This window comes from Streptomyces luteolus (genome assembly GCF_029968015.1).
In the GTDB taxonomy this organism is placed as follows: Bacteria; Actinomycetota; Actinomycetes; order Streptomycetales; family Streptomycetaceae; genus Streptomyces; species Streptomyces luteolus.
On the sequence record NZ_JASCIS010000006.1, the window covers coordinates 153,316 to 176,180 of the forward strand.

At 72.1% G+C, this 22,865-nt stretch carries 17 protein-coding genes; 9 read left to right on the forward strand and 8 right to left on the reverse strand.

Features of this window, described 5'->3' with window-relative positions:
- Positions 1 to 119: 119 nt before the first annotated feature.
- The 3 genes from QIT00_RS08120 to QIT00_RS08130 all read right to left on the reverse strand — a co-directional run bounded on the left by QIT00_RS08120 (position 120) and on the right by QIT00_RS08130 (position 4,342).
- Entirely contained in the window at positions 120 to 1,940 is a 1,821-nt protein-coding gene (locus tag QIT00_RS08120) for a glycoside hydrolase family 3 protein (RefSeq protein ID WP_282534442.1), read from the reverse strand.
- Between the two features lie 234 nt (positions 1,941 to 2,174).
- Positions 2,175 to 2,975: a sugar phosphate isomerase/epimerase family protein gene (locus QIT00_RS08125; RefSeq protein ID WP_282534443.1), complete on the reverse strand. Its 801-nt coding sequence runs from the start codon at positions 2,973 to 2,975 to the stop codon at positions 2,175 to 2,177.
- 326 nt (positions 2,976 to 3,301) lie between these two features.
- Positions 3,302 to 4,342: a LacI family DNA-binding transcriptional regulator gene (locus tag QIT00_RS08130; protein ID WP_282534444.1), complete on the reverse strand. Its 1,041-nt coding sequence runs from the start codon at positions 4,340 to 4,342 to the stop codon at positions 3,302 to 3,304.
- 249 nt (positions 4,343 to 4,591) lie between these two features.
- Here QIT00_RS08130 and QIT00_RS08135 point away from each other — a divergent pair, with 249 nt between their 5' ends.
- The 3 genes from QIT00_RS08135 to QIT00_RS08145 are packed head-to-tail and all read left to right on the forward strand — an operon-like array spanning position 4,592 to position 7,757.
- Positions 4,592 to 5,743, forward strand: coding sequence for a Gfo/Idh/MocA family protein (locus QIT00_RS08135; RefSeq protein ID WP_282534445.1), 1,152 nt, complete (start codon positions 4,592 to 4,594; stop codon positions 5,741 to 5,743).
- The gene (locus QIT00_RS08140; RefSeq protein ID WP_282534446.1) at positions 5,740 to 6,921 is read left to right on the forward strand and encodes a dihydrodipicolinate synthase family protein; all 1,182 of its coding nucleotides are present in this window, start codon (positions 5,740 to 5,742) and stop codon (positions 6,919 to 6,921) included. The genes QIT00_RS08135 and QIT00_RS08140 overlap by 4 nt, the downstream gene beginning before the upstream one ends.
- 32 nt (positions 6,922 to 6,953) lie before the next feature.
- Complete coding sequence (locus QIT00_RS08145) at positions 6,954 to 7,757, forward strand: sugar phosphate isomerase/epimerase family protein (protein WP_282534553.1); 804 nt, start codon at positions 6,954 to 6,956, stop codon at positions 7,755 to 7,757.
- 297 nt (positions 7,758 to 8,054) lie between these two features.
- On the opposite strand, the gene QIT00_RS08150 is transcribed toward QIT00_RS08145, so the two are convergent.
- Positions 8,055 to 8,657: a DUF937 domain-containing protein gene (locus tag QIT00_RS08150; protein WP_282534447.1), complete on the reverse strand. Its 603-nt coding sequence runs from the start codon at positions 8,655 to 8,657 to the stop codon at positions 8,055 to 8,057.
- Positions 8,658 to 9,044: 387 nt separating this feature from the next.
- Between QIT00_RS08150 and recD2 the strand changes: the two genes are divergently transcribed.
- Positions 9,045 to 11,288, forward strand: a complete 2,244-nt coding sequence (gene recD2, locus QIT00_RS08155) for an SF1B family DNA helicase RecD2 (RefSeq protein WP_282534448.1) — start codon at positions 9,045 to 9,047, stop codon at positions 11,286 to 11,288.
- 220 nt (positions 11,289 to 11,508) lie between these two features.
- Positions 11,509 to 12,798, forward strand: coding sequence for a citrate synthase (locus tag QIT00_RS08160; protein WP_282534449.1), 1,290 nt, complete (start codon positions 11,509 to 11,511; stop codon positions 12,796 to 12,798).
- Positions 12,799 to 13,400: 602 nt separating this feature from the next.
- On the opposite strand, the gene QIT00_RS08165 is transcribed toward QIT00_RS08160, so the two are convergent.
- The 4 genes from QIT00_RS08165 to QIT00_RS08180 all read right to left on the reverse strand — a co-directional run bounded on the left by QIT00_RS08165 (position 13,401) and on the right by QIT00_RS08180 (position 17,848).
- Positions 13,401 to 15,740 carry a heavy metal translocating P-type ATPase gene (locus QIT00_RS08165; RefSeq protein WP_282534450.1) on the reverse strand — a complete coding sequence of 780 codons (2,340 nt, stop codon included), beginning with the start codon at positions 15,738 to 15,740 and terminating at the stop codon, positions 13,401 to 13,403.
- A gap of 77 nt (positions 15,741 to 15,817) precedes the next feature.
- Complete coding sequence (locus tag QIT00_RS08170; protein ID WP_282534451.1) at positions 15,818 to 16,123, reverse strand: heavy-metal-associated domain-containing protein; 306 nt, start codon at positions 16,121 to 16,123, stop codon at positions 15,818 to 15,820.
- A 247-nt stretch (positions 16,124 to 16,370) separates the two neighbouring features.
- A complete protein-coding gene (locus tag QIT00_RS08175) occupies positions 16,371 to 16,568 on the reverse strand; it encodes a helix-turn-helix transcriptional regulator (protein WP_282534452.1) in 198 nt (65 codons plus the stop codon).
- A gap of 374 nt (positions 16,569 to 16,942) precedes the next feature.
- Positions 16,943 to 17,848 (reverse strand): sugar phosphate isomerase/epimerase family protein, encoded by a 906-nt coding sequence (locus tag QIT00_RS08180; protein ID WP_282534453.1) that lies wholly within the window; start codon positions 17,846 to 17,848, stop codon positions 16,943 to 16,945.
- Positions 17,849 to 17,999: 151 nt separating this feature from the next.
- On the opposite strand from QIT00_RS08180, the gene iolC reads away from it, so the two are divergent.
- From iolC to iolD, 4 genes are all read left to right on the forward strand, one after another.
- Positions 18,000 to 19,001 carry a 5-dehydro-2-deoxygluconokinase gene (iolC, locus tag QIT00_RS08185; RefSeq protein WP_282534454.1) on the forward strand — a complete coding sequence of 334 codons (1,002 nt, stop codon included), beginning with the start codon at positions 18,000 to 18,002 and terminating at the stop codon, positions 18,999 to 19,001.
- Positions 19,002 to 19,184: 183 nt separating this feature from the next.
- The gene (locus QIT00_RS08190; RefSeq protein ID WP_282534455.1) at positions 19,185 to 20,084 is read left to right on the forward strand and encodes a Cgl0159 family (beta/alpha)8-fold protein; all 900 of its coding nucleotides are present in this window, start codon (positions 19,185 to 19,187) and stop codon (positions 20,082 to 20,084) included.
- Between the two features lie 29 nt (positions 20,085 to 20,113).
- Positions 20,114 to 20,914: a 5-deoxy-glucuronate isomerase gene (gene iolB, locus QIT00_RS08195; protein ID WP_282534456.1), complete on the forward strand. Its 801-nt coding sequence runs from the start codon at positions 20,114 to 20,116 to the stop codon at positions 20,912 to 20,914.
- Entirely contained in the window at positions 20,911 to 22,833 is a 1,923-nt protein-coding gene (gene iolD / locus QIT00_RS08200) for a 3D-(3,5/4)-trihydroxycyclohexane-1,2-dione acylhydrolase (decyclizing) (protein ID WP_282534457.1), read from the forward strand. Before iolB ends, iolD begins: the two co-directional genes overlap by 4 nt.
- The last annotated feature ends 32 nt before the right edge of the window (positions 22,834 to 22,865 follow it).

Below are 22,865 nucleotides of genomic sequence, written 5' to 3' on the forward strand. Positions count from 1 at the left end.
GCGGGGCGCGACCAGCCACGACGGCGCGGCAGACGAACGACGAAGCGGGGTCCGGGCCGCAGCCCCGAGGCCGCTGCAAGCTTTCGGGAAGGGGCGGGGAGGGGAGGAACAGGCCGCGCCTAGTACGACAGCCCGTACCCGACCGGATACAGCACGCGCCCCGGATCGTCCGCTCGCTGCACCGGAACCGGCAGCCGCCCCTCCGGTTCGGCCCGCCCGGCGATCACCCGCGCCGCCGCACGCAGCTCCGTGTCGGTCCAGGAGTACGCCGCCAGGTGCGCGGCGACCTCCGGCAGCTGAGCCACGTCGTACGGGTTGCGGATGGCGACCGCGACCACCGGGACGCCGGTCGCGCGCAGCCGCTCCACGAGCGTGCGCTGGGAGCTGCTCGCCGTCACGTTGTACGTCCCGACGACCACCGCGTCCCTGCCCGCGGCCGCCGCCACCGCCTCGTCGATCTTCGCCGCGGACGGGGCCGTACCCGTGGACAGCGCGGTGGCTGTGAAGCCGAGCCCGGTGAGGGCGTCGGCGAGGACCGTCGTCGGCGGTCCCGTGGTCCCGGACGGGGAGGCCGGGTCGGCGCCGACCACGAGGACATCGCGCTGCCCGCGGGGTGAGAGGGGCAGCAGCCCGCCCTCGTTGACCAGGAGCGTGGTCGTGCGCTCGGCGATCCGGTCGGCAGCGGCGCGGTGCGCGCGGGTGCCGACTTCGCGCTCCACGCGCGCGTGCGTGACGTACGGGTTCCGGAACAGGCCGCGGCGGGCCTTGAGTTCGAGGATGCGCAGGATCGATTCGTCGAGCCGCTCCTCGGTCAGCTCGCCGTCCTTGACCGCCTGGAGCACCGCGTTCCACGCGACCTCCGGTTTCGGCGGGTTGAGCAGCTGGTCCACGCCCGCGTTCAGGGCGAGCACCGGGACCCGGTCGTCCCCGTACTTGGTGCGGACGCCCTGCATGCCCAGGGAGTCCGTGACGACCACACCGTCGTAGCCGAGCTGTTCGCGCAGGATGCCGGTGAGGATGGGCGCCGAGAGTGTCGCCGGGTCCTCGGCCGGGTCGAGCGCGGGGACCACGATGTGCGCCGTCATGACCGAGTCGATCCCGGCCGCGATCGCCGCCTCGAACGGCGGCGCGTCGAGCCGCTGCCACTCCTCGCGCGTGTGGTGGATCGTCGGCAGCGAGTAGTGGCTGTCGTCCTTGGTGTCGCCGTGCCCGGGGAAGTGCTTGCAGGTCGCGGCCACTCCACCGCTCTCGTACCCCTCGACCTGCGCCTCGACGAGCCGCGCGACGGCCTGCGGGTCGGAGCCGAAGGAGCGTACGCCGATCACGGGGTTGGCCGGGTTCACGTTCACGTCGGCGACCGGCGCGTAGTTCTGCCGGATGCCCATCGCGGCCAGCTCACGCCCCGCGATCCGGGCGGCCTTGCGGGCGTCCGCGCGTGATCCGGAGGCACCGAGCGCCATCGCGCCGGGCACGAGGGTGGCGGGTTCGCCGACCCGCGCGACGATGCCGTGCTCCTGGTCGGTGGAGATCAACACCGGTACGCGGGACGGCTGCCGGAGCGCGGCGCGCTGGATGCCGTTGGACAGGTCGGCGATCTGGTGCGGCTCGCGGGTGTTGTGCGCCCAGCCGAAGTAGATGATGCCGCCGACGCGGTACTTGGCGACCAGCTCGGCGGCGTTGCGCACGCCCGCCTCTTCCAGGTTCTTGTCGACGTCGGCCTGGTCGGGCTCGGTGGCGGAGTGGCCGTAGACCCGCATCACGAAGAGCTGGCCGACCTTCTCCTCCAGGCTCATGCGGTCGATCAGGGAGCGCAGGGCGGTGCGGTTCACGGTGCTCTCCTCCGCCGCGTGCGCGGAGCCGGCGCCCACCGCGACGGCGGCGGCGGAACCGGCGGTGGCGGCGAGCAAAGTACGTCTGGAGGTGCGGAGGCGATCGGACATGTCGCTCCCGAGACTCGGAGCCCGAGACCGCGCACGTCCGGCGTCCGTGGACCGCGCGGCCCCGGACTGGTGAAGGAAACTTCCGGGAGGTTACGGATAGTCGGAAAGTTTCTTACGGTCAAGACACTGCTCTGAAACCGGTACCACGCACGCGTGGAGCCGGATTTTGAAGCGCAGAGCTTGCGGGGGAGGTTGCTCCCGACCGCTCCCGACCGCTCCCGACCCCCGCGCCCCTCAAGCCGACTCGTTGAGCAACCGCACCAAGTGCTCGCGCCCCGCGGCGAGTTGGTCTAGCAGCGGGGCCGCCTCCGGGCACCAGCGGGCCTCGTACTCCCAGCACAGCCAGCCGTCCCAGCCCTCGCGGCTCAGCAGCTCCACGCACTCCGTCAGCGGCAGCACGCCCGAGCCCAGGGCGAGCGGGGTGGTGTCGGCGGCGGAGGCGATGTCCTTCACCTGGACATAGCCGAGATACGGCGCCAGGGCGGCGTACGACGTCGAGGGCTGCTCGCCGGCGAGCCAGGTGTGCATGACGTCCCACAGGGCGCCCACGTTGAGGTGTCCGACCGTGCCGAGCACGCGCGTGGCGGCGGCGCCCGTGCGGTGCGAGTCGTGCGTCTCCAGGAGGATGCGCACGCCGACGTCGGCCGCGTGCTCGGCGGCGAGTCCCAGGCGGCGCGCGGCCGTCGCGTCCGCCTCCTCCGGGCGCTGCTCTTCCGTACCGCCGGGGAAGACCCGCACGTACGGGGCGCCCAGGTCGCGGGCCAGCTCGCACAGGTCACGCAGCTCCGCGAGCACCGGCTCGTCCGCGCCGGGCGCCGCCACGCGCACGTACCCGGCGATTCCCAGGACCTCCACGCCGGAGGCCTTGAACTCGGCGGCGGCGTCAGCCCGTTCGGCCTCGCCGAGCCCGGTGTGCACCGGCTCTTCGGCGTGCGCGCGCAGCTCGACGCCGTGGTACGCGTGCGTGGTGGCGAGGCGCAGCACGTCGGACAGCGGGAGTCCGGGCACGCCGAGGGTGGAGAAGGCCAGCTTCACGGCGGGCTCCTGAGGAGGTGGGGGGGGTGGTTTGGGGCGGCTTCGGTCTGGCTCGGGCGGACCGGCCCGGACGGCTCTGACAGACCTGGGCGAAGGGCTGGGGCGGGCTTCGACGGACTTGAGCGAAGGACTGGGACGGACTTGGACGGACCGACTTGTGCGGACCGGGATGTGGGACCGGCTTGTGCGGACCGGGATGTGGGACCGGCTTGTGCGGACCGGGATGTGGGACCGGCTTGTGGGACCGGCTTGTGGGACCGGCTTGGGCGGACCCTAGAAACCCGCCCCCGCTCCGTCAAGGCTCGGAATCCGGTCGTACGGGGTCCTCAGGCCCGCCCGGTCGACCCTCGCACGACCAACTCCCCGGGGATCGTCGCCACGCCCCCGGACGGCTCCTTCTCGCGGCCCATGGCGATGCGGCCCGCCCGCGCCGCCGCCTCGGCCAGCGGCAGTCGCACCGTCGTGAGGGCGGGCACCGCGTCCACGCTGAAGGGCAGGTCGTCGAAGCCGGCCACCGAGACGTCGTCCGGGATGCGCCGCCCCGCCTCGCGCAGCGCCGCGCACGCGCCGAGCGCCACCGTGTCGTTGGCCGCGACGATCGCGGTCAACGCGGGCTCCCGGCGCAGGAGGTCGACGGCGGCCGCGTGGCCGGTGGCGCGGTCGTACGGGCCGTGCAGGGTGAGCTCGGCGCCGTTCGGCAGGCCCGCGGCGGCGAGGGCGTCCCGGTGGCCCTCCAGGCGGTGCCGGGTCGTCGTGCGCTCCTCGGGGCCCGCGATATAGCCGATCGTGCGGTGGCCGAGCAGGAGCAGGTGCTGAGTGAGCGTGCGGCCGCCGCCGCGGTTGTCGAAGCTGAGCGCCACGGCGCCGGTCTCGGGCGCGGGCGGCCGGCCGCAGAGCACCACGCGCGTACCGGCGTCCGTGAGCCGCTGCAGCTTCGCGTTGAGCGCCGCCGCGTGCTCGGCGTCCTCGATGGCCCCGCCGGTGATGACGACGGCCGCGGCGCGCTGGCGCTGCAGCAGCGTCAGATACGTCAGCTCGCGCTCGGGCGAGCCGCCGGTGTTGCACACCACCGCGAGCCGCTCCCCGCCCGCGCGTCCACCGGGACCGCCGATCTCGGACTGCACGGCACCGGCCATGATCCCGAAGAACGGGTCGGCGATGTCGTTGACGAGGATGCCGACCAGGTCGGAGGTGGCCGCGGCGAGCGAACTCGCGGGCCCGTTCAGGACGTAGTCCAGCTCGTCCACCGCGCGCAGCACACGTTCCCTGGTGGCTGCCGCCACCGGGTAGTTGCCGTTCAGGACGCGGGAGACGGTGGCGGGGGAGACCTGGGCGCGAGCCGCCACGTCCGCCAGGGTCACGGTCATCTGCACGCCTCCGAGGGCTCTCTTCGGTTCCACCGCCGAGCGGGTCCCGCAACGAACCGGAAAACCGGCACCACGCGCGCGTTCCGCCCGCAGTCGGCGGCGGTTCGGCGCTCCCCGTGGGGCACTTCGCCCGGCCCCCTTGTACGGGGCTTGTCAGGCAGGCTAGCTTTTCCCCGGATAGAAAGCGCTTGCTATGGTGCTTTCTGTAGCTCCCGCCTTCAACGGGGACCGGCGTACGGAGGGACTTTCGTGACACGTAAGACGGTGCGTATCGCCATGAACGGCGTGACCGGGCGGATGGGTCACCGCCAGCACCTGGTCCGCTCGATCCTCGCGCTGCGCGATCAGGGCGGCCTCGACCTGGGCGACGGCACCGTGCTGTGGCCCGAGCCGGTCCTCGTCGGCCGCCGCGCGCACGCCCTGAAGGCGCTCGCGGACGAGCACGGCCTTGAGCACTGGACGACCGACCTGGACGCGGTGCTCGCCGACGACACGATCGACATCTACTTCGACGCGCAGGTCACCTCCGCCCGCGAGGAGGCCGTCAAGAAGGCCGTCGCCGCCGGAAAGCACCTCTACATAGAGAAGCCCAGCGCCACCACCCTTGAGGGCGCGCTCGAACTGGCCCGCCTCGCCGACGCCGCGGGCATCAAGCACGGCGTCGTCCAGGACAAGATCTTCCTGCCGGGCCTGCTGAAGCTGAAACGCCTCATCGACGGCGGCTTCTTCGGGCGCGTCCTGTCCGTGCGCGGCGAGTTCGGCTACTGGGTCTTCGAGGGCGACTGGCAGGAGGCCCAGCGCCCGTCGTGGAACTACCGCGCGGAGGACGGCGGCGGCATCATCGTCGACATGTTCCCGCACTGGGAGTACGTGCTGCACGAGCTGTTCGGCCGCGTGAAGTCCGTACAGGCACTGGCCGCCACGCACGTGCCGCAGCGCTGGGACGAGCAGCGCAAGCCCTACGCCGCGACCGCCGACGACGCCGCGTACGGGATCTTCGAGCTGGAGGGCGGGGCGATCGCGCAGATCAACTCCTCCTGGACGGTGCGGGTCAACCGCGACGAGCTGGTCGAGTTCCAGGTCGACGGCACCGAGGGCTCCGCCGTCGCGGGCCTGCGCAACTGCCGCGCACAGCACCGCTCGGCGACCCCCAAGCCCGTGTGGAACCCGGACATCCCGGTCGCCGAGCGGTTCCGCGACCAGTGGCAGGAGGTGCCGGACAACGGCGAGTTCGACAACGGCTTCAAGGTGCAGTGGGAGCTGTTCCTGCGCCATGTGGTGCTCGACGAGCCGTACCACTGGGACCTGCTCGCCGGGGCGCGCGGCGTGCAGCTCGCCGAGCTGGGCCTCAGGTCCTCGGCCGAGGGCCGCCGTCACGACGTGCCGGAGCTGACCCTGTGACCCTCCTGCTGCCCACCGAAAACGGTGGCACGCGCGCGTACGTCCCGCGGACCGAGCCGTTTCGCCCGTCCGGATCGGCCCCGCTCGCCTCCCGCACGGTGTTCTCCGCGGCCCACGTCGTGGCCGATCCGTACGCCGACACCTCGCCGGACGGGCCCGCCGCCGTCGACTGGGACGCCACGCTCGCCTTCCGCCGCCACCTGTGGTCCCACGGCCTGGGTGTGGCCGAGGCGATGGACACCGCGCAGCGCGGCATGGGCCTGGACTGGGCGGGCGCGGCCGAGCTGATCCGGCGCTCGGCGGCCGAGGCGAAGGCGGTCGGCGGCCGCATCGCCTGCGGCGTCGGCACCGACCAGCTGACCGGTCCCGGCGGCCACTTCGACAAGGCCGGGCAGACCGCCCTGAGCGAGGTCCTGGGCGCCTACGAGGAGCAGCTCGCGCTCGTGGAGGGGACGGGCGCGCAGGCCATCCTCATGGCGTCCAGGGCCCTCGCGGCGACAGCCCGCGGCCCTGAGGACTACCTCGCGCTCTACCGGCGGCTGCTGCGCCAGGCGGCCGAGCCGGTGATCCTGCACTGGCTGGGCCCCATGTTCGACCCGGCGCTCACCGGCTACTGGGGCTCCACCGACCTGGACGCGGCCACGGAGACCTTCCTGGAGGTCATCGCCGCGCACCCGGACAAGGTCGACGGCGTCAAGATCTCGCTGCTCGACGCGGACCGCGAGATCGCCCTGCGCCGCCGCCTGCCGCAGGGCGTGCGCTGTTACACGGGTGACGATTTCCACTACCCGGAGCTGATCGCGGGCGACGCACGCGGCTTCAGCCACGCCCTGCTCGGCATCTTCGACCCGCTCGGGCCGCTGGCGGCGGATGCGGTGCGGGTCCTCGACACGGGCGACATGGAGGCGTTCCGCAAACTCCTCGACCCGACCGTGGAGTTGTCCCGCCATCTCTTCGAGGCGCCCACCCGCTTCTATAAGACAGGTGTCGTGTTCCTCGCCTGGCTCGCGGGTCACCAGCGCCACTTCACGATGGTCGGCGGCCTCCAGTCGGCCCGCTCCCTGCCGCACCTGGCCAGGGCGTACGAACTCGCCGACGGGCTCGGCCTGTTCCCTGAACCCGACCTCGCCGAGGCCCGGATGAGGTCCCTCCTCGACGTGTACGGAGTCGCCCGGTGACCGTCGACGTGACCCGCTTCAGCATCAACCAGATGACCGTGAAGCAGCTGCCGATCCCCGAACTTGCCGAGGCGTGCGGAGAGTTGGGCGTCACGGGTGTCGGCCTGTGGCGCGAGCCGGTCGCCGAGTACGGCCTCGACGCCACCGCCAAGCTGGTGCGCGAGGCCGGTCTCACGGTGACGACGCTGTGCCGGGGCGGCTTCCTCACGGCGATCGACCCGCACGCGCGCGTGCAGGCGATCGACGACAACCGCCGCGCCGTCGACGAGGCCGCGACGCTCGGCACCGATACGCTCGTCCTGGTCTCCGGCGGCCTGCCGCCCGGCAGCCGCGACCTGCACGGCGCCCGCGAACGCATCGCCGACGCCCTGTCCGAACTCGGCCCGTACGCGCGCGAGCGCGGCGTACTCCTGGCTGTCGAGCCGCTGCATCCGATGTACGCCGCCGACCGCTGCGTCGTCTCGACGCTCACCCAGGCACTCGACCTGGCGGAGCGCTTCCCCGCCGACGAGGTGGGCGTCTGCGTGGACACGTACCACTTGTGGTGGGACGACCGGGCCCCAGCGGAGGTCGCACGCGCGGGGGCGGCCGGGCGGCTCTTCGCGTACCAGCTCGCGGACTGGACGACACCGCTGCCCGAGGGCGTACTGAACGGGCGCGGTCAACTCGGCGACGGCTCCGTCGACTTCCCCGCATGGCACGCGCGCGTGGCCGCCGCGGGCTACACGGGTCCGGTGGAAGTGGAGCTGTTCAACGAGGAGTTGTGGGCACGAGACGGCCGGGAGGTGCTGGCCGAGACGCTGGAACGGTTCAGGGCGGTGGCGCGGGCGCGCTGAGCAACGCCCTGAGCACGGGCGCGCTGAGCAACGCCCTGAGCACGGGCGTGCTGAGCAACGCCCTGAGCACGGGCGCGCCGAGCAACGCCCTGAGCACGGGCGCGCCGAGCAACGCTCTGAGCACGGGCGGGCTGGGCGCGGGCGGCGCGCCGAGCACCCGCCCGCCGAGTACACGCCCGCCGAGTACACGCCCGCTGAGCACACGCCCGCTGAGCACAGGCCCGTTGAGCACAGGCGCGCCGAGCACACGCCTGCTGAGCACACGCCCGCCGAGCACGGCCCCGCTCCCGGTCGCTGCTACTTCTTGCCGCCGAGGATCTGTCCGAGGAGCTCGCCCAGGTCGAGCCCGCCGCCCGGCTGGCCCTGCGCGGCTCCGGGCTGCTGCCCTTGCGCTGCTCCGGGCTGCCCTGAGGAGGGTGCCGCTCCGGGCGATGTGGCGGCCCCGGCCTGCTTCTTGGCGCCGGCCGCACGCTTGGCGAAGACGGTCAGCAGGACCGGGACGAGCATCTCGATGCCGCGGGCGACCGTGGGCGCGGGGATGCCGGTCTTCCTCGACACGGCCTGTGCGACGGGTCTGCTGAGCTTCGATAGGACGCCGGCCATCATGCCGCCACCGAGCAGCCCGCCGAGCCCGCCGCCGAGCGTCGAGACGCCCTGCAGGGTGTTGTCTCCCGCGGCCTCGTCGCCCGCCTCGTCGAGCGCCTGCCGCACCTCGGCGGCGCCTTCGGAGCTGCCCTCGGCGCGTTCCTGGAGCCCGCCGGAGAGCGCGGAGACCGTGTCGCCGACGAAGCTCTTCGCGGTCCGGGTGTCGGCGTCCGGCCCGAGGAGCCCGGCGAGTTCCTGCAGCTTGTCGTCCCCGAGCTCGTCCAGGACGTCCTTTTCGATGGAGTTCTCACTCATGCCGGAAACGCTACGTCCGGCCCTGTTCGACGGCATGTCGACGCAGACGCCCCCCCAGCCGCCGATGCCCGCAGTTCGCCGCCCGTCCCCGCACAACCCTTCCGAGCCGACGCGGGTCCTACCGGACGTCAGGGCCCGGAGGGGGATCCGGGGGGCCGGGGGGGATCCGGGGGTTCCGGTGCGATCCGGGGGGATCGCGGCCCTGAGCTGAGGGGGAGACGAGGGGGCCCGGCCGGGGGGCCGGGCCCTCGAAGCCTTGCCGCGCCGGAGATTCCGTGCCGAGCCGACGCCGGTGACTCCACCGCCGACGACCGTTGTCCACAGGCGGCCGAGGCAGGTTATCCACAGGCTCGGCGGACTGTCCGAGCTCGGCGGTAGCGTCAGAACATGTCGAAAGCGGCGGGGAGCCCGACAGCGGGCACGGCAAGGGGTCTGACGGCGGTCGAGGGCGTCCTGGAACGCATCACGTACGCCAACGAGGAGAGCGGTTACACGGTCGCGAGAGTCGACACGGGCCGCGGCGGCGGCGATCTGCTCACGGTCGTCGGCGCGCTGCTCGGCGCGCAGGTCGGGGAGTCCCTGCGCATGGAGGGCCGTTGGGGCTCCCACCCGCAGTACGGCAAGCAGTTCACGGTGGAGAACTACACGACGGTCCTGCCCGCCACCATCCAGGGCATCCGCCGCTATCTCGGCTCGGGCCTGGTCAAGGGCATCGGGCCGATCTTCGCCGACCGCATCACGCAGCACTTCGGCCTGGACACCCTCGACGTCATCGAGCAGGAGCCCAAGCGCCTGATCGAGGTCCCGGGCCTCGGCCCGAAGCGCACGGAGAAGATCGCCGCGGCCTGGGAGGAGCAGAAGGCCATCAAGGAGGTGATGGTCTTCCTGCAGAGCGTCGAGGTCTCCACGTCGATCGCGGTGCGGATCTACAAGAAGTACGGAGACGCCTCCATCTCCGTCGTCAAGAACCAGCCGTACCGCCTCGCGGCCGACGTCTGGGGGATCGGCTTCCTCACCGCCGACCGCATCGCCCAGGCCGTCGGCATCCCGCACGACAGCCCGGAGCGCGTCAAGGCGGGCCTGCAGTACGCGCTGTCGCAGTCCACCGACCAGGGCCACTGCTTCCTGCCCGAGGAGCAGTTGATCGGGGACGCCGTGAAACTCCTCCAGGTGGACACGGGCCTCGTCATCGACTGCCTCGCCGAACTCGCCGGTGAGGAGGAGGGAGTCGTGCGCGAGCAGGTGCCGGGCCCGGCAGGGGACGGGCCGGTGACAGCCGTCTACCTGGTCCCCTTCCACCGGGCCGAACTCTCCCTGTCCGCCCAGGTGTTGCGACTGCTGCGCACCGAGGAGGACCGGATGCCCGCCTTCCAGGACGTCGACTGGACGAAGGCCCTGGCCTGGCTCGGGCAGCGCACGGGCGCCGAACTCGCCCCGGAGCAGGAGGAGGCGGTGAAGCTGGCCCTCACCCGCAAGGTCGCCGTCCTCACCGGCGGGCCCGGCTGCGGCAAGTCCTTCACGGTCCGCTCGGTCGTCGAGCTGGCCCGCGCCAAGAAGGCCAAGGTCGTCCTCGCCGCCCCCACGGGCCGCGCCGCCAAACGCCTCGCCGAGCTCACCGGCGCCGAAGCGTCCACGGTGCACCGCCTGTTGGAGCTGAAGCCGGGCGGAGACGCGGCGTACGACAGAGACCGTCCCCTGGACGCGGACCTGGTGGTGGTCGACGAGGCGTCGATGCTCGATCTGCTGCTCGCCAACAAGCTGGTCAAAGCAGTGCCGCCCGGCGCCCATCTGCTCTTCGTGGGCGATGTCGACCAACTGCCCAGCGTCGGCGCGGGCGAGGTGCTCAGAGACCTGCTCGACGAGACGGGGCCGGTGCCCGCGGTGCGCCTCACCCGGATCTTCCGGCAGGCGCAGCAGTCCGGCGTCGTCACCAACGCCCACCGCATCAACTCCGGTGCGCCACCGCTCACTCAGGGCCTGAAGGACTTCTTCCTCTTCGTCACGGAGGAGACCGAGGAGGCCGGGCGGCTCACGGTGGACGTCGCGGCCAGGCGCATTCCGGCCAAGTTCGGACTCGACCCGCGGCGGGACGTCCAGGTGCTCGCCCCCATGCACCGCGGCCCGGCCGGTGCCGGCGTGCTCAACGGCCTGCTCCAGCAGGCGGTGACACCCGCGCGGCCCGACCTGCCGGAGAAGAGATTCGGCGGCCGCACGTTCCGCGTCGGCGACAAGGTCACGCAGATCCGCAACAACTACGAGAAGGGCACAAACGGCGTCTTCAACGGCACCGTCGGCGTCGTCACCAAACTGGACACGGACGAGCAGCACCTCACGGTCCTGACCGACGAGGACGAGGAAGTGCCGTACGAATTCGACGAACTGGACGAATTGACCCATGCCTACGCGGTGACGATCCACCGCTCGCAGGGCAGTGAGTATCCAGCGGTGGTGATTCCGGTCACCACCGGCGCCTGGATGATGCTCCAGCGGAACTTGCTCTACACCGCTGTGACGCGGGCCAAGAAGCTGGTGGTTCTGGTCGGTTCGCGCAGGGCGCTCGGCCAGGCGGTGCGCACGGTCTCCGCCGGACGCAGGTGCACGGCGCTTGACCACCGGCTTCGTGGGAACTGACGATGCGCGGGTGCACTGGTTGATCGATCATTTCGGTGGCAAAGGTCACGAGGGGGTTCCGGAACCAGGGCGAAGGGGGCAGGATGAGCAGGCTGGCGGCACTGAGTGCCGTCAATAGGCCCAATGGTCGACCCCGAGTGCACTCTCCAGGGCCAAATGGGGGATGGTAGAGACAGTCAGGGCACCTCGAAGAAGAGGCACTACGTCGGTGAGGGATGACGTGAGCGACAACTCTGTAGTACTGCGGTACGGCGATGGCGAGTACACCTACCCGGTGATCGACAGCACCGTCGGCGACAAGGGCTTCGACATCGGGAAGCTCCGCGCCCAGACCGGTCTGGTGACCCTCGACAGTGGGTACGGCAACACCGCCGCCTATAAATCCGGTATCACCTATCTGGACGGCGAGCAGGGCATCCTGCGGTACCGCGGCTACCCGATCGAGCAGCTGGCGGAGCGCTCCACCTTCCTCGAGGTGGCGTACCTGCTGATCAACGGCGAGCTCCCCACCGTCGACGAGCTCTCCGCCTTCCGCGACGAGATCACCTCGCACACGCTGCTGCACGAGGACGTCAAGCGGTTCTACGACGGATTCCCGCGGGACGCGCACCCGATGGCCATGCTGTCCTCGGTGGTCTCCGCGCTGTCCACGTTCTACCAGGACAGCCACAACCCGTTCGACGAGAAGCAGCGTCACCTGTCGACGATCCGCCTTCTCGCCAAGCTTCCGACGATCGCGGCGTACGCGTACAAGAAGTCGGTCGGCCACCCGGTGGTCTACCCGCGCAACGACCTCGGTTACGTCGAGAACTTCCTGCGCATGACGTTCTCGGTGCCGGCCGCCGAGTACGACCTGGACCCGGTTGTCGTCTCCGCGCTCGACAAGCTGCTGATCCTGCACGCGGACCACGAGCAGAACTGTTCGACGTCCACCGTGCGCCTGGTCGGCTCGTCGCAGGCGAACATGTTCGCCTCGATCTCCGCCGGTATCTCCGCGCTCTGGGGCCCGCTGCACGGCGGCGCCAACCAGTCCGTCCTGGAGATGCTCGAGGGCATCCAGGCCTCCGGCGGCGATGTCGACTCCTTCATCAACAAGGTGAAGAACAAGGAGGACGGTGTCCGCCTGATGGGCTTCGGCCACCGGGTGTACAAGTCCTTCGACCCGCGCGCGAAGATCATCAAGGCTGCCGCGCACGACGTCCTGTCCGCTCTCGGCAAGTCCGACGAGCTGCTCGACATCGCGCTCAAGCTGGAGGAGCACGCGCTCTCCGACGACTACTTCGTCTCGCGCAACCTCTACCCGAACGTGGACTTCTACACGGGTCTCATCTACCGCGCGATGGGCTTCCCGACCGAGATGTTCACCGTGCTCTTCGCCCTCGGCCGGCTGCCGGGCTGGATCGCCCAGTGGCACGAGATGATCAAGGAGCCGGGTTCCCGCATCGGCCGCCCGCGCCAGATCTACACGGGCGTCGTCGAGCGCGACTTCGTCCCGGTCGAGTCCCGCTGACCCGGAGCCTCACCGACTCCTCGCCGCGAAGCCCGGAACCCGAATACTCGGAACCCGGCACCTGGCACCCGGCACCCGGCACCCGGATACAGAGAAGCGCCCCGCGACCGGTCCCCCCACGGGCCGGCCTGCGGGGCGCTTCCCTTTGTCCCCGGTTCGGATTCCCCCCACGGGATCCGGCCGGGCGTCCAAGAGTGCTGCGCCGAGCACACGTCGCGGTCCGCCGGGACGCGTACGTACGGGAGGGCCGCTCAAAGCTCCCCGGTGCACGTGCCCCGGCCAACGCTCTCCCCAGCGCCCTGGAGCGCGGGGATACCTCTGCTGGAGACGTCCCCCAAGACATCCCCAGACGGACAGGAACGCCCCCCAAGACGTTCCAGCCATCGCACTCTTAGACCTGCGAGACCCCCAAATGGTTACGTGCGAATCTCTGTGATCTACGTCTCCCGCATATGTCCAGCTACATACACAAGGGCCCCGATTGGATGATCGGGGCCCCAGAGTAAGGGGATTGTGGGGGGTACGTGAAGGTCTTCACCGAGTCTTCTCGCACCCCGAGACGACTGCCCTTTCGCTGAGACGCGCCCGCTACGGAATCGGGCTCAGCGGAAGGACTTGAGCCGCAGGCTGTTCGTCACCACGAAGACCGACGAGAACGCCATCGCGGCGCCCGCGATCATCGGGTTGAGCAGCCCGGCCGCGGCGAGCGGCAGCGCGGCGACGTTGTAGCCGAAGGCCCAGAAGAGGTTGCCCTTGATCGTGCCGAGGGTGCGGCGGGAGAGCCGGATCGCGTCGGCGGCCACCCGCAGGTCTCCGCGTACGAGGGTCACGTCGCCCGCCTCGATCGCCGCGTCCGTGCCCGTGCCCATGGCCAGGCCCAGGTCGGCGGTGGCGAGGGCGGCCGCGTCGTTGACGCCGTCGCCGACCATGGCGACCGTGCGGCCGGCCGCCTGGAGCTCGCGGACCGCGGCCACCTTGTCCTGCGGCAGCACCTCAGCGCGCACCTCGTCGATGCCGACCTCGGCCGCCACCGCTTCCGCCACGGCCCGGTTGTCGCCGGTGAGCAGTACCGGGGTCAGCCCGAGGGCGCGCAGCTCGCGCACCGCCTCGGCGCTGGTCTCCTTGACCGCGTCGGCGACGGTCAGGGCACCGCGTGCCACACCGTCCCAGGCGACGACCACGGCGGTACGGCCACGGGCCTGCGCCTCGGCGAGGGCGGCGGACAGCTCGTCGGGCAGCGCGATCCCGGACTCGGCGAGCAGCCGGGCACGGCCGGCCAGCACGGTGTGGCCCTCGACGGTGCCGCGCACGCCGAGCCCCGGGACGTTGACGAACGCCTCCGGCGCGGGCAGCGGCGCATCGTCTGCGGCCTGAGCGGCCTGAGCGGCCTGAGCGCCCTGCGCGACGGCCCGGGCGACCGGGTGCTCGGAGGCGTGCTCGACGGCGCCCGCGTACCGCAGCAGTTGCTTCTCGTCGGTGCCCTCGGCCGCGTACACGTCGTGGAGTTCCATGCGGCCGGTGGTGACGGTTCCGGTCTTGTCGAGGACGATCGTGTCGACGCGCCGGGTGGACTCCAGGACCTCGGGGCCCTTGATGAGGATGCCGAGCTGCGCGCCGCGGCCCGTACCGACGAGCAGGGCCGTGGGTGTGGCCAGGCCGAGCGCGCACGGGCAGGCGATGATCAGCACGGCGACGGCGGCGGTGAAAGCGGCGGCCGCGTCGGCCGTCAGGCCCAGCCAGGCGCCGAGGGTGGCGGCGGCGATCAGCAGGACGACGGGTACGAAGACGGCGGCGATCCGGTCGGCGAGGCGCTGCACGGCGGCCTTGCCGCTCTGGGCGTCCTCCACGAGCCGCGCCATCCGGCCGAGTTGGGTGTCGGCGCCGACCCGGCTCGCCTCGACGACGAGCCGGCCCGAGGTGTTCACGGTGGCGCCGGTCACCGCGTCGCCCACGGTGACGTCGGCCGGCACGGACTCGCCGGTGAGCAGGGACGCGTCCACGGCGGAGGAACCCTCGACGACGGTGCCGTCGGTGGCGACCTTCTCCCCGGGCCGTACGACGAAACGGTCGCCGACGCGCAACTGACCTGCGGGGACGCGTACTTCGCGGCCGCCGCGCAGGACGGTCGCGTCCTTGGCGCCCAGTTCGAGCAGGGCCCGAAGGGCGGCGCCCGCCTTCCGCTTGGCGCGGGCCTCCAGATAGCGGCCGAGCAGGATGAACGTGACGACTCCGGCGGCGACCTCCAGATAGAGGGTGCCGGAGCCGTCCGTACGGGACACGGTCAGGTCGAAGCCGTGCCGCATGCCCGGCATTCCGGCCGTGCCGAAGAACAGCGCCCACAGCGACCAGCCGAAGGCGGCGAGGGTGCCGACCGAGACCAGGGTGTCCATCGTGGCCGCGCCGTGCCGGGCGTTGGTCCAGGCGGCGCGGTGGAAGGGCAGCCCGCCCCAGACCACGACGGGCGCGGCGAGGGTCAGCGAGAGCCACTGCCAGTTGTCGAACTGCAGCGCCGGGATCATCGCCATGAGGACGACGGGCAGGGCGAGCACGGCGCTGACGAGCAGCCGCCGACGCAGCGCCCCGCTCTCGCCGTCCTCCGTCTCGCCGTCCTCCGTCTCGCCGTCCTCCGCCTCGGCGGGTACGGCTTCGGCGGCTACGGCTTCGGAGTCCGCCACGGGTTCCGGTTCCGGCGGGGTGATCTCCTCGGCGGTGTAGCCGAGCTTCTCGACTGTGGCGATCAGGGCGCTCAGCTCGACGCCGTCCGCGTACGCCACCTTCGCCTTCTCGGTGGCGAGGTTCACGGAGGCGAGCACTCCGTCCAGGCGGTTGAGCTTGCGCTCGATCCGGGACGAGCACGAGGCGCAGGTCATCCCGCCGATCGCGAGCTCGACCTCGGAGCTCTGGGGGGTGGTCTCGGGGTGCTCGGTTGCCGTGTCAGTCATGGCAGGTCACGGGGTTCTCTTCGTCGGCCGGTATGGAGGGGGTGCGGGGCCCGGCGCCGGGTCCGGGCCCCGTGGGGTCAGGCGCGACCGGTCAGCTCGTACCCGGCCTCGTCCACCGCCGCCCGCACCGCGGCCTCGTCGAGCTCGGCCTCGGAGACGACGGTGACCTGGCCGGTGGCGGCGACGGCCTTGACGGAGGTCACGCCCGGCAGCTCGGAGATCTCGGCGGAGACGGCGCCCTCGCAGTGGCCGCAGGTCATCCCGGCGACCTGGTAGACGGCGGTCACGGCGCCCTGCGGGGCCGCGGCCGCGCCGTCCCCGTGGCAGGAGCCGGAGGGGGAGCAGCAGGAGCCGGTCGTCTGGGTCTCGGTCTGGGTGCTCATGTCGTTCTCCTCGTCGAGGGCGTCGTTCGGAGCCGCGGCCGCCGGCGCGTAGCGTCGAGGATGGCGCTGCCCAGGTCGCGGCACAGGAGAGCCGGCTGCCTGTACGGCCCCTCCTGACACTCCCGACTGTATACCCCTAGGGGGTACTTTTCCAAGCCGTGGACGCGCGAAGGCCCCCGCGCGGTCTTCGCGCGGAGGCCTGGGGAAGGGGCGAGGGTCTGACGAAGGGGGCTGCCCAGAAGGCGGGCTACTCTCTGCGCCCCCGGTTGCTCGGCCTGCTGGCCACCCAGGCGCGGATGGTGTCCGCGTACCAGTAGGGCTTTCCGCCCTCCACGTGGTCGGGCGACGGCAGCAGTCCGTGCTTCCGGTAGGAGCGCACCGTGTCCGGCTGGACGCGGATGTGCGCGGCGATGTCCTTGTACGACCAGAGCTTGCGGTCGGTCATCTGTGGTACCTCCCTGTCCGCGCACAGTGGCGGCCCGGGGGAGCCGTCGGGGGAGCTGAGCGCGAACCGGCATGCAGTCAGCCTGTGCCCGGCGAGCGACACTGAGTGACCGTCAGGGAGGGGCTGTTGAGCGGGTGTGACGGGAAACCCGGGTTCCTGAGACATGTGTGACGGAACGGGAACTTTGGTGACGTGAGTGATGCATTGGGCGGGCGGGGCGTCCTTGCGGAAAGCCCGCGTATGTGGTCAAGGCGCGCGCCCCCGGCGCGTGGTGGTACGCGGTTGCGCCCCGCGCGCCCCGCCCGCCCCGCCCGCCCCGCGCGCCCCGCCCGCCCCGAGCGCCGCGCGCACCCCGAGCGCCCGGCCGTACGCGGTCAGGCGCCGCAGCCGCGCAGATAGCTCCGGGTGCGGCGGGCGATCGGCAGCGGCTGCTCGGGAGGACACGGGTACATGTCCTGCTCGACGATGGCGAACAGCTCGACGCCGAGTTGCTGGGCGGCGTCCAGGACAGGCGCGAGCGCGGGCACCCCGGAGGGCGGCTCGCACATCACCCCGCGGGCCACGGCGGGCCCGAAGGGCAGTTCCTCGGCGCGGACGGCCGCGAGGATCTCCGGGTCGACCTGCTTGAGGTGCAGGTAGCCGATGCGTTCCCCGTACGTCTCGATCAGCTTGAGGTTGTCCCCGCCGCAGTACGCGTAATGCCCGGTGTCCAGGCACAGGGAGACCAGGTCGGGGTCGGTGGCGTCGAGGAACCGGGCGACGTTCTCCTCGGTGTCGACATGGGTGTCGGCGTGCGGGTGCACGACGATCCGCAGGCCGTACCGCTCGCGCAGCTCGCGCCCGAGGCGTTCGGTGCCGTCGGCCAGTTGGCGCCACTGCTCGGCGGACAGCTCGCGGTTCTCCAGAACCTCGCCGGTCTTGTCGTCGCGCCAGAAGGCGGGGATGACGACCAGGTGCCCGGCGCCCATGGCGCGGGTCAGCTCGGCCACGCGGGAGACGTGCTCCCAGGTCTCGTCCCAGACGGCGGGGCCGTGGTGCAGTCCGGTGAAGACAGTGCCCGCGGAGACGCGCAGACCGCGCCGCTCGGTCTCGGCGCGCAGGAGCTCGGGGTCGGTGGGCAGATAGCCGTACGGGCCCAGCTCAATCCAGTCGTAGCCGGACTCGGAGACCTCGTCGAGGAAGCGCTGCCAGGGGACCTGGCGGGGGTCGTCGGGGAACCAGACGCCCCAGGAGTCGGGGGCCGAGCCGATGCGGATACGCGACATTCGCGGCAAGGTCATGTCCGTCAGCCTCAAGGCGTCCGGAGAGCGCTGTCAAGGCATGGTCCACGCATGGTCCGAATGTAAGGACAAAGTGTTGACAGGGGTGGGGGCGGGGGCTAGACCTGGGGGGTGTCTCCCCAGGGCGGCGTCGGCGGAAGGGGCATCGAGGGTGACCGGTCCGAGCGAAGCGCGACAGCCGTACGACGAGCCCCACCCGACCGATCCGTACGACCTGATCACCATGGGCCGGATCGGCGTCGACCTCTATCCGCTGCGGACCGGGGTGCCGCTGTCCGACGTCGAGACGTTCGGGAAGTTCCTCGGCGGCTCGCCGTCCAACGTCGCGGTGGCCGCGGCCCGGCTCGGGCGGCGTACGGCTGTCGTCACCCGCACCGGCCAGGACCCCTTCGGTACGTATCTGCGCCGGGAACTGCGGGAGTTGGGCGTCGACGACCGGTGGGCGACACCGGTGCCCGAGCTGCCGACGCCCGTCACGTTCTGCGAGATCTTCCCGCCCGACGACTTCCCGCTGTACTTCTACCGGCAGCCCAAGGCGCCCGATCTCGCGCTGCGCGCCGAGGAGTTGGACCTCGACGCGATCCGCCGGGCGCGGATCTTCTGGATGACCGGGACCGGCCTGTGCGAGGAGCCGAGCCGCACGGCGACGCTCACCGCCCTCGCCCACCGCGCCAAGGCCGCCACCACCGTCTTCGACCTCGACTGGCGCCCCATGTTCTGGGCGGACGGCCCCGAGGCGGCCCGCCCGTACTACGCGGAGGCGCTCGCCCACGCCACCGTCGCCGTCGGCAACCTCGACGAGTGCGAGGTCGCCACCGGCCTGCGTGAACCCGAGGCCGCCGCCCGCGCCCTGCTCGCCGCAGGGGTCGACCTTGCCGTCGTCAAACAGGGCCCGAAGGGCGTGCTCGCCCTGGACCGGTCGGGCGCGCGCGTCGAGGTGCCGCCGGTACCCGTGGAGGTCGTCAACGGCCTGGGCGCGGGGGACGCGTTCGGCGGCGCGCTCTGCCACGGGCTGCTCGCGGGCTGGCCGCCCGAACGCACGATGCGGTACGCCAACGCCGCGGGCGCGATCGTCGCGGGCCGCCTCGCCTGCTCACCCGCGATGCCGTACGCGCACGAGGTCGAGGCCGTCCTCGAAGGGGGCGCGCGATGAGCACGAGGCGAGCGGCCGACGGCTTCGCGGTGGAACGGGGCGCGCGATGAGCACGAGGCGAGTGGCCGACGGCCTAGGGTGCGCGAGACCACGAGGCGAGCGGCCGACCGCCCCGCGGCGGAAGGGGCGCGCGATGAGCACGAGGCGAGTGGCCGACCGCCCCGCGGCGGAACGGGGTGCGCGATGACCACCGGGCGGCGGTCCGTCGACCCCGCCGCGCTCGCCCGCACCCGGGCCCGGCACCCCGAGGCCGTGGCGGAGGCCGCCGCGCGCCGGGTGCGCAGGCCGCTGCTCGGCGACGAGGGGCGGCTGCTCATCGTCGCCGCCGACCACCCGGCGCGCGGCGCGCTCGCGGTCGGGGAGCGGCGCTTCGCCATGGCCAACCGGACCGACCTCCTCGAACGGCTCTGCCTCGCCCTGTCCCGGCCCGGCGTCGACGGAGTGCTCGCCAGCGCCGACGTCCTGGACGACCTGCTGCTGCTCGGCGCGCTCGACAACAAGGTCGTCATGGGCTCCATGAACCGCGGCGGACTCGCCGGTTCCGCCTTCGAACTGGACGACCGCTTCACCGGCCACACCCCCGAGGACCTGCGCCGCCGCCGTTTCGACGCGGGCAAGCTGCTGCTCCGTATCGACCGCGACGACCCCGCCTCGCTCACCACCCTGGACGCCGCCGCGCGCGCCGTGGCCGCGATGGCGGAGCTGCGCCTTCCGGTGTTCGTCGAGCCGTTCCTGTCCCACCGGGTCGACGGGCGGCTCTGCAACGACCTGTCCACGGAGGCGGTCACCACGGCCATCGCCGTCGCGTCGGGCCTCGCGGGCAGCTCCGCGTACACCTGGCTGAAGGTCCCCGTCACCGACGAGCCGTACGGCACCGCCCGCGCCCTGGAGGCCGCCACGCTGCCGGCCGTCCTGCTCGGCGGCGACGTGCACGGGCAGCGCCCGCAGGAGACGTACGAGCGCTGGTGCAAGGCACTCGAACTGCCGACCGTGCAAGGGCTCGTCGTGGGACGGTCGTTGCTCTACCCGGCGGACGACGACGTGGCGGCGGCCGTCGACACGGCGGCCGCGCTGCTTCGGTGAACCCGGCAGCACACGGAAAGGACCACCTGATGCATCTACCGGCGGGCAGCGCCGCGAACGGCCCGTACGCCCTGGACATCGACCCGGAACGGGCCGGATGGACGTACGCCGCCCTGCGGATCCTGGAGCTGGGGCCGGACGGCTCGCACTCCTTCCGCACCGGGGACAGCGAATGGATCGTGCTTCCGCTGAGCGGCGGCTGTACGGTGCAGACGGACGGTGAACTGCTCCAACTCACCGGCAGGGAAAGCGTGTTCAGTGGGCCGAGCGACTTCGGTTATCTGCCGCGCGACGCCCACGCCCAGATCGCCTCCGGCGCGGGAGGCCGCTTCGCCCTGGCAGGAGCGAAGTGCGAGCGTCGACTCCCCGCCCGCCACGGCCTCGCGCCGGAGGTTCCCGTCGAGGAGCGCGGCAGCGGACAGTGCGCCCGCCAGGTGCGGAACTTCGCGGCCGCGAGCGTCTTCGAGTGCGACCGGCTGATCGCCGTCGAGGTGCTCACGCCCGGCGGGAACTGGTCCTCGTACCCGCCGCACAAGCACGACGAGCACCGGCCCGGCGTCGAGTCCGAGCTTGAGGAGATCTACTACTTCGAGATCGACGGTCCGCACGGCCTCGGCTACCAGCGCGTCTCCCCGTCCCGCCCCGGCGGCACCGACCTGCTCGCCGAAGTCCGGGGCGGTGACGCGGTGCTGGTGCCGGACGGCTGGCACGGGCCGTCCATCGCCCAGCCGGGGCACGACATGTACTACCTCAACGTGATGGCCGGACCAGGCGCCGAGAGGGAGTGGAACATCTGCTTCCACCCCGACCACCAGGAGGGCTACCGATGAGCACCACGAACCGGCCGGACACCGTCCGGCTGACCGTCGCCCAGGCCCTCGTCCGCTTCCTCGCCGCCCAGCACACCGAACGCGACGGCGTACGGCAGCGGCTGATCGGCGCCACCTGGGGGATCTTCGGGCACGGCAACGTCGCCGGGATCGGCCAGGCACTCGTCGAGTACGGCGACCTCATGCCGTTCCACCAGGGCCGCAACGAGCAGGCCATGGTGCACGCCGCCGTCGGCTACGCCCGGCAGTCGCGGCGCCTGTCCACGCACGCGGTCACCACGTCCATCGGCCCTGGTGCCACCAACCTCACCACCGGCGCCGCTCTCGCCACCATCAACCGCCTCCCCGTCCTGCTGCTGCCCGGCGACACCTTCGCGACCCGGCCCGCGGACCCGGTCCTGCAGCAGCTCGAAGTGCCGTACGCGGGCGACGTGTCCGTGAACGACTGCCTGCGCCCCGTCTCCCGCTGGTTCGACCGGGTCACCCGCCCCGAGGCCCTGATCCCGGCCGCGCTCGCGGCGATGCGGGTCCTCACCGACCCGGCGGAGACGGGCGCGGTCACGCTCGCGCTGCCGCAGGACGTGCAGGTGGAGGCGTACGACTGGCCGGTCCGGTTCTTCGAGGAGCGGGTCTGGACCGTGCGCCGCCCGAGCCCCGACCCCCGTGAACTGGCCGACGCGGTACGGGAGTTGCGCGCCGCCCGCAGGCCCCTGATCGTCGCCGGGGGCGGCGTCCGGCACAGCGGGGCCGAGCACGCGCTGCGCGCCCTCGCCGACGCCACCGGCATCCCCGTCGCCTCGACCCAGGCGGGCAAGGGCGTGCTGCCCCACGACCACCCGGCCGACGTCGGCGGCATCGGCCACACCGGGACGGCCACCGCGGACGCGCTGGCCCGCGCGGCGGACCTGGTGGTCGGGGTGGGGACGCGGTGGTCCGACTTCAGCACTGCGTCGGCGACGCTCTTCGAGAACCCGGACGTGCGGTTCGTGAACATCAACATCACCGGCTTCGACGCGCACAAGATGAGCGGCGCCACGGTGGTGGGGGACGCGCGAGTCACCCTGCAGCGCCTGCACGACGAGCTGCGCGAGCAGACCAGAGACGGCGAGCGGGTGCCCGCCCACCACGTCGACCTGCCGTACGAAGCCGCGTACACAGCCGCCAAAGTCACCTGGGAGGACCAGGTCTCCACTGCCTACGCCGCCCTCGAACCCGCCGCCCGCCCCACCCAGGCGCAGGTCCTCGGCGCGCTCGACGCGCTGGTCGACCACCGGGACGTACTGATCAACGCGGCGGGCTCCCTCCCCGGCGACCTGCACAAGCTGTGGCGGGCCCGGTCCCCGCACCAGTACCACGTCGAGTACGGCTACTCCTGCATGGGCTACGAGATCCCAGCCGCGCTCGGCGTGCAGCTGGCCGACCCGGGCCTGCGGGTGTGGGCGCTCGTCGGCGACGGCACGTATCTGATGATGCCCACCGAGATCGTCACGGCCGTGCAGGAGCATCTGCCGATCAAGGTGGTGATCCTGCAGAACCACGGGTACGCGTCCATTGGCGGGCTCTCCGAGTCCGTGGGCGCCGAGCGGTTCGGCACCGCCTACCGGTTCCGGGCGCCCGACGGCTCGTACACCGGAGCGCCGCTGCCCGTGGACCTCGGGGCGAACGCGGCCTCGCTCGGGATGCGGGTGCTGCGCCCGAAAACGGTGCGTGACCTGCGCGAAGCGCTGGCGGAGGCGCGCGTGTCCGACGTACCCACATGTGTCTATGTGGAGACGGAAACGGCCGACACTGTGTCGGGCGTGCCGCCCGCGCAGGCGTGGTGGGATGTTCCTGTGGCCGAGACCGCGAGCCGCCCGGCGGCGGTCCAGGCACGTGAGGAGTACGACCGGCAGGCACGCCTCCGCCGCCGCCACCTGTAGGCGTGTGCACGCGCGCCGCCATCCGTGAGGAA

Coding starts and splice junctions, on each gene's coding strand:
- QIT00_RS08120 (WP_282534442.1), bottom strand. CDS start 1,940: ATGTCCGATCGCCTCCGCACCTCCAGACGTACTTTGCTCGCCGCCACC.
- QIT00_RS08130 (WP_282534444.1), bottom strand. CDS start 4,342: ATGACCGTGACCCTGGCGGACGTGGCGGCTCGCGCCCAGGTCTCCCCC.
- QIT00_RS08145 (WP_282534553.1), top strand. CDS start 6,954: ATGACCGTGAAGCAGCTGCCGATCCCCGAACTTGCCGAGGCGTGCGGA.
- QIT00_RS08150 (WP_282534447.1), bottom strand. CDS start 8,657: ATGAGTGAGAACTCCATCGAAAAGGACGTCCTGGACGAGCTCGGGGAC.
- recD2 (WP_282534448.1), top strand. CDS start 9,045: ATGTCGAAAGCGGCGGGGAGCCCGACAGCGGGCACGGCAAGGGGTCTG.
- QIT00_RS08165 (WP_282534450.1), bottom strand. CDS start 15,740: ATGACTGACACGGCAACCGAGCACCCCGAGACCACCCCCCAGAGCTCC.
- QIT00_RS08170 (WP_282534451.1), bottom strand. CDS start 16,123: ATGAGCACCCAGACCGAGACCCAGACGACCGGCTCCTGCTGCTCCCCC.
- QIT00_RS08175 (WP_282534452.1), bottom strand. CDS start 16,568: ATGACCGACCGCAAGCTCTGGTCGTACAAGGACATCGCCGCGCACATC.
- QIT00_RS08180 (WP_282534453.1), bottom strand. CDS start 17,848: ATGACCTTGCCGCGAATGTCGCGTATCCGCATCGGCTCGGCCCCCGAC.
- QIT00_RS08190 (WP_282534455.1), top strand. CDS start 19,185: ATGACCACCGGGCGGCGGTCCGTCGACCCCGCCGCGCTCGCCCGCACC.
- iolB (WP_282534456.1), top strand. CDS start 20,114: ATGCATCTACCGGCGGGCAGCGCCGCGAACGGCCCGTACGCCCTGGAC.
- iolD (WP_282534457.1), top strand. CDS start 20,911: ATGAGCACCACGAACCGGCCGGACACCGTCCGGCTGACCGTCGCCCAG.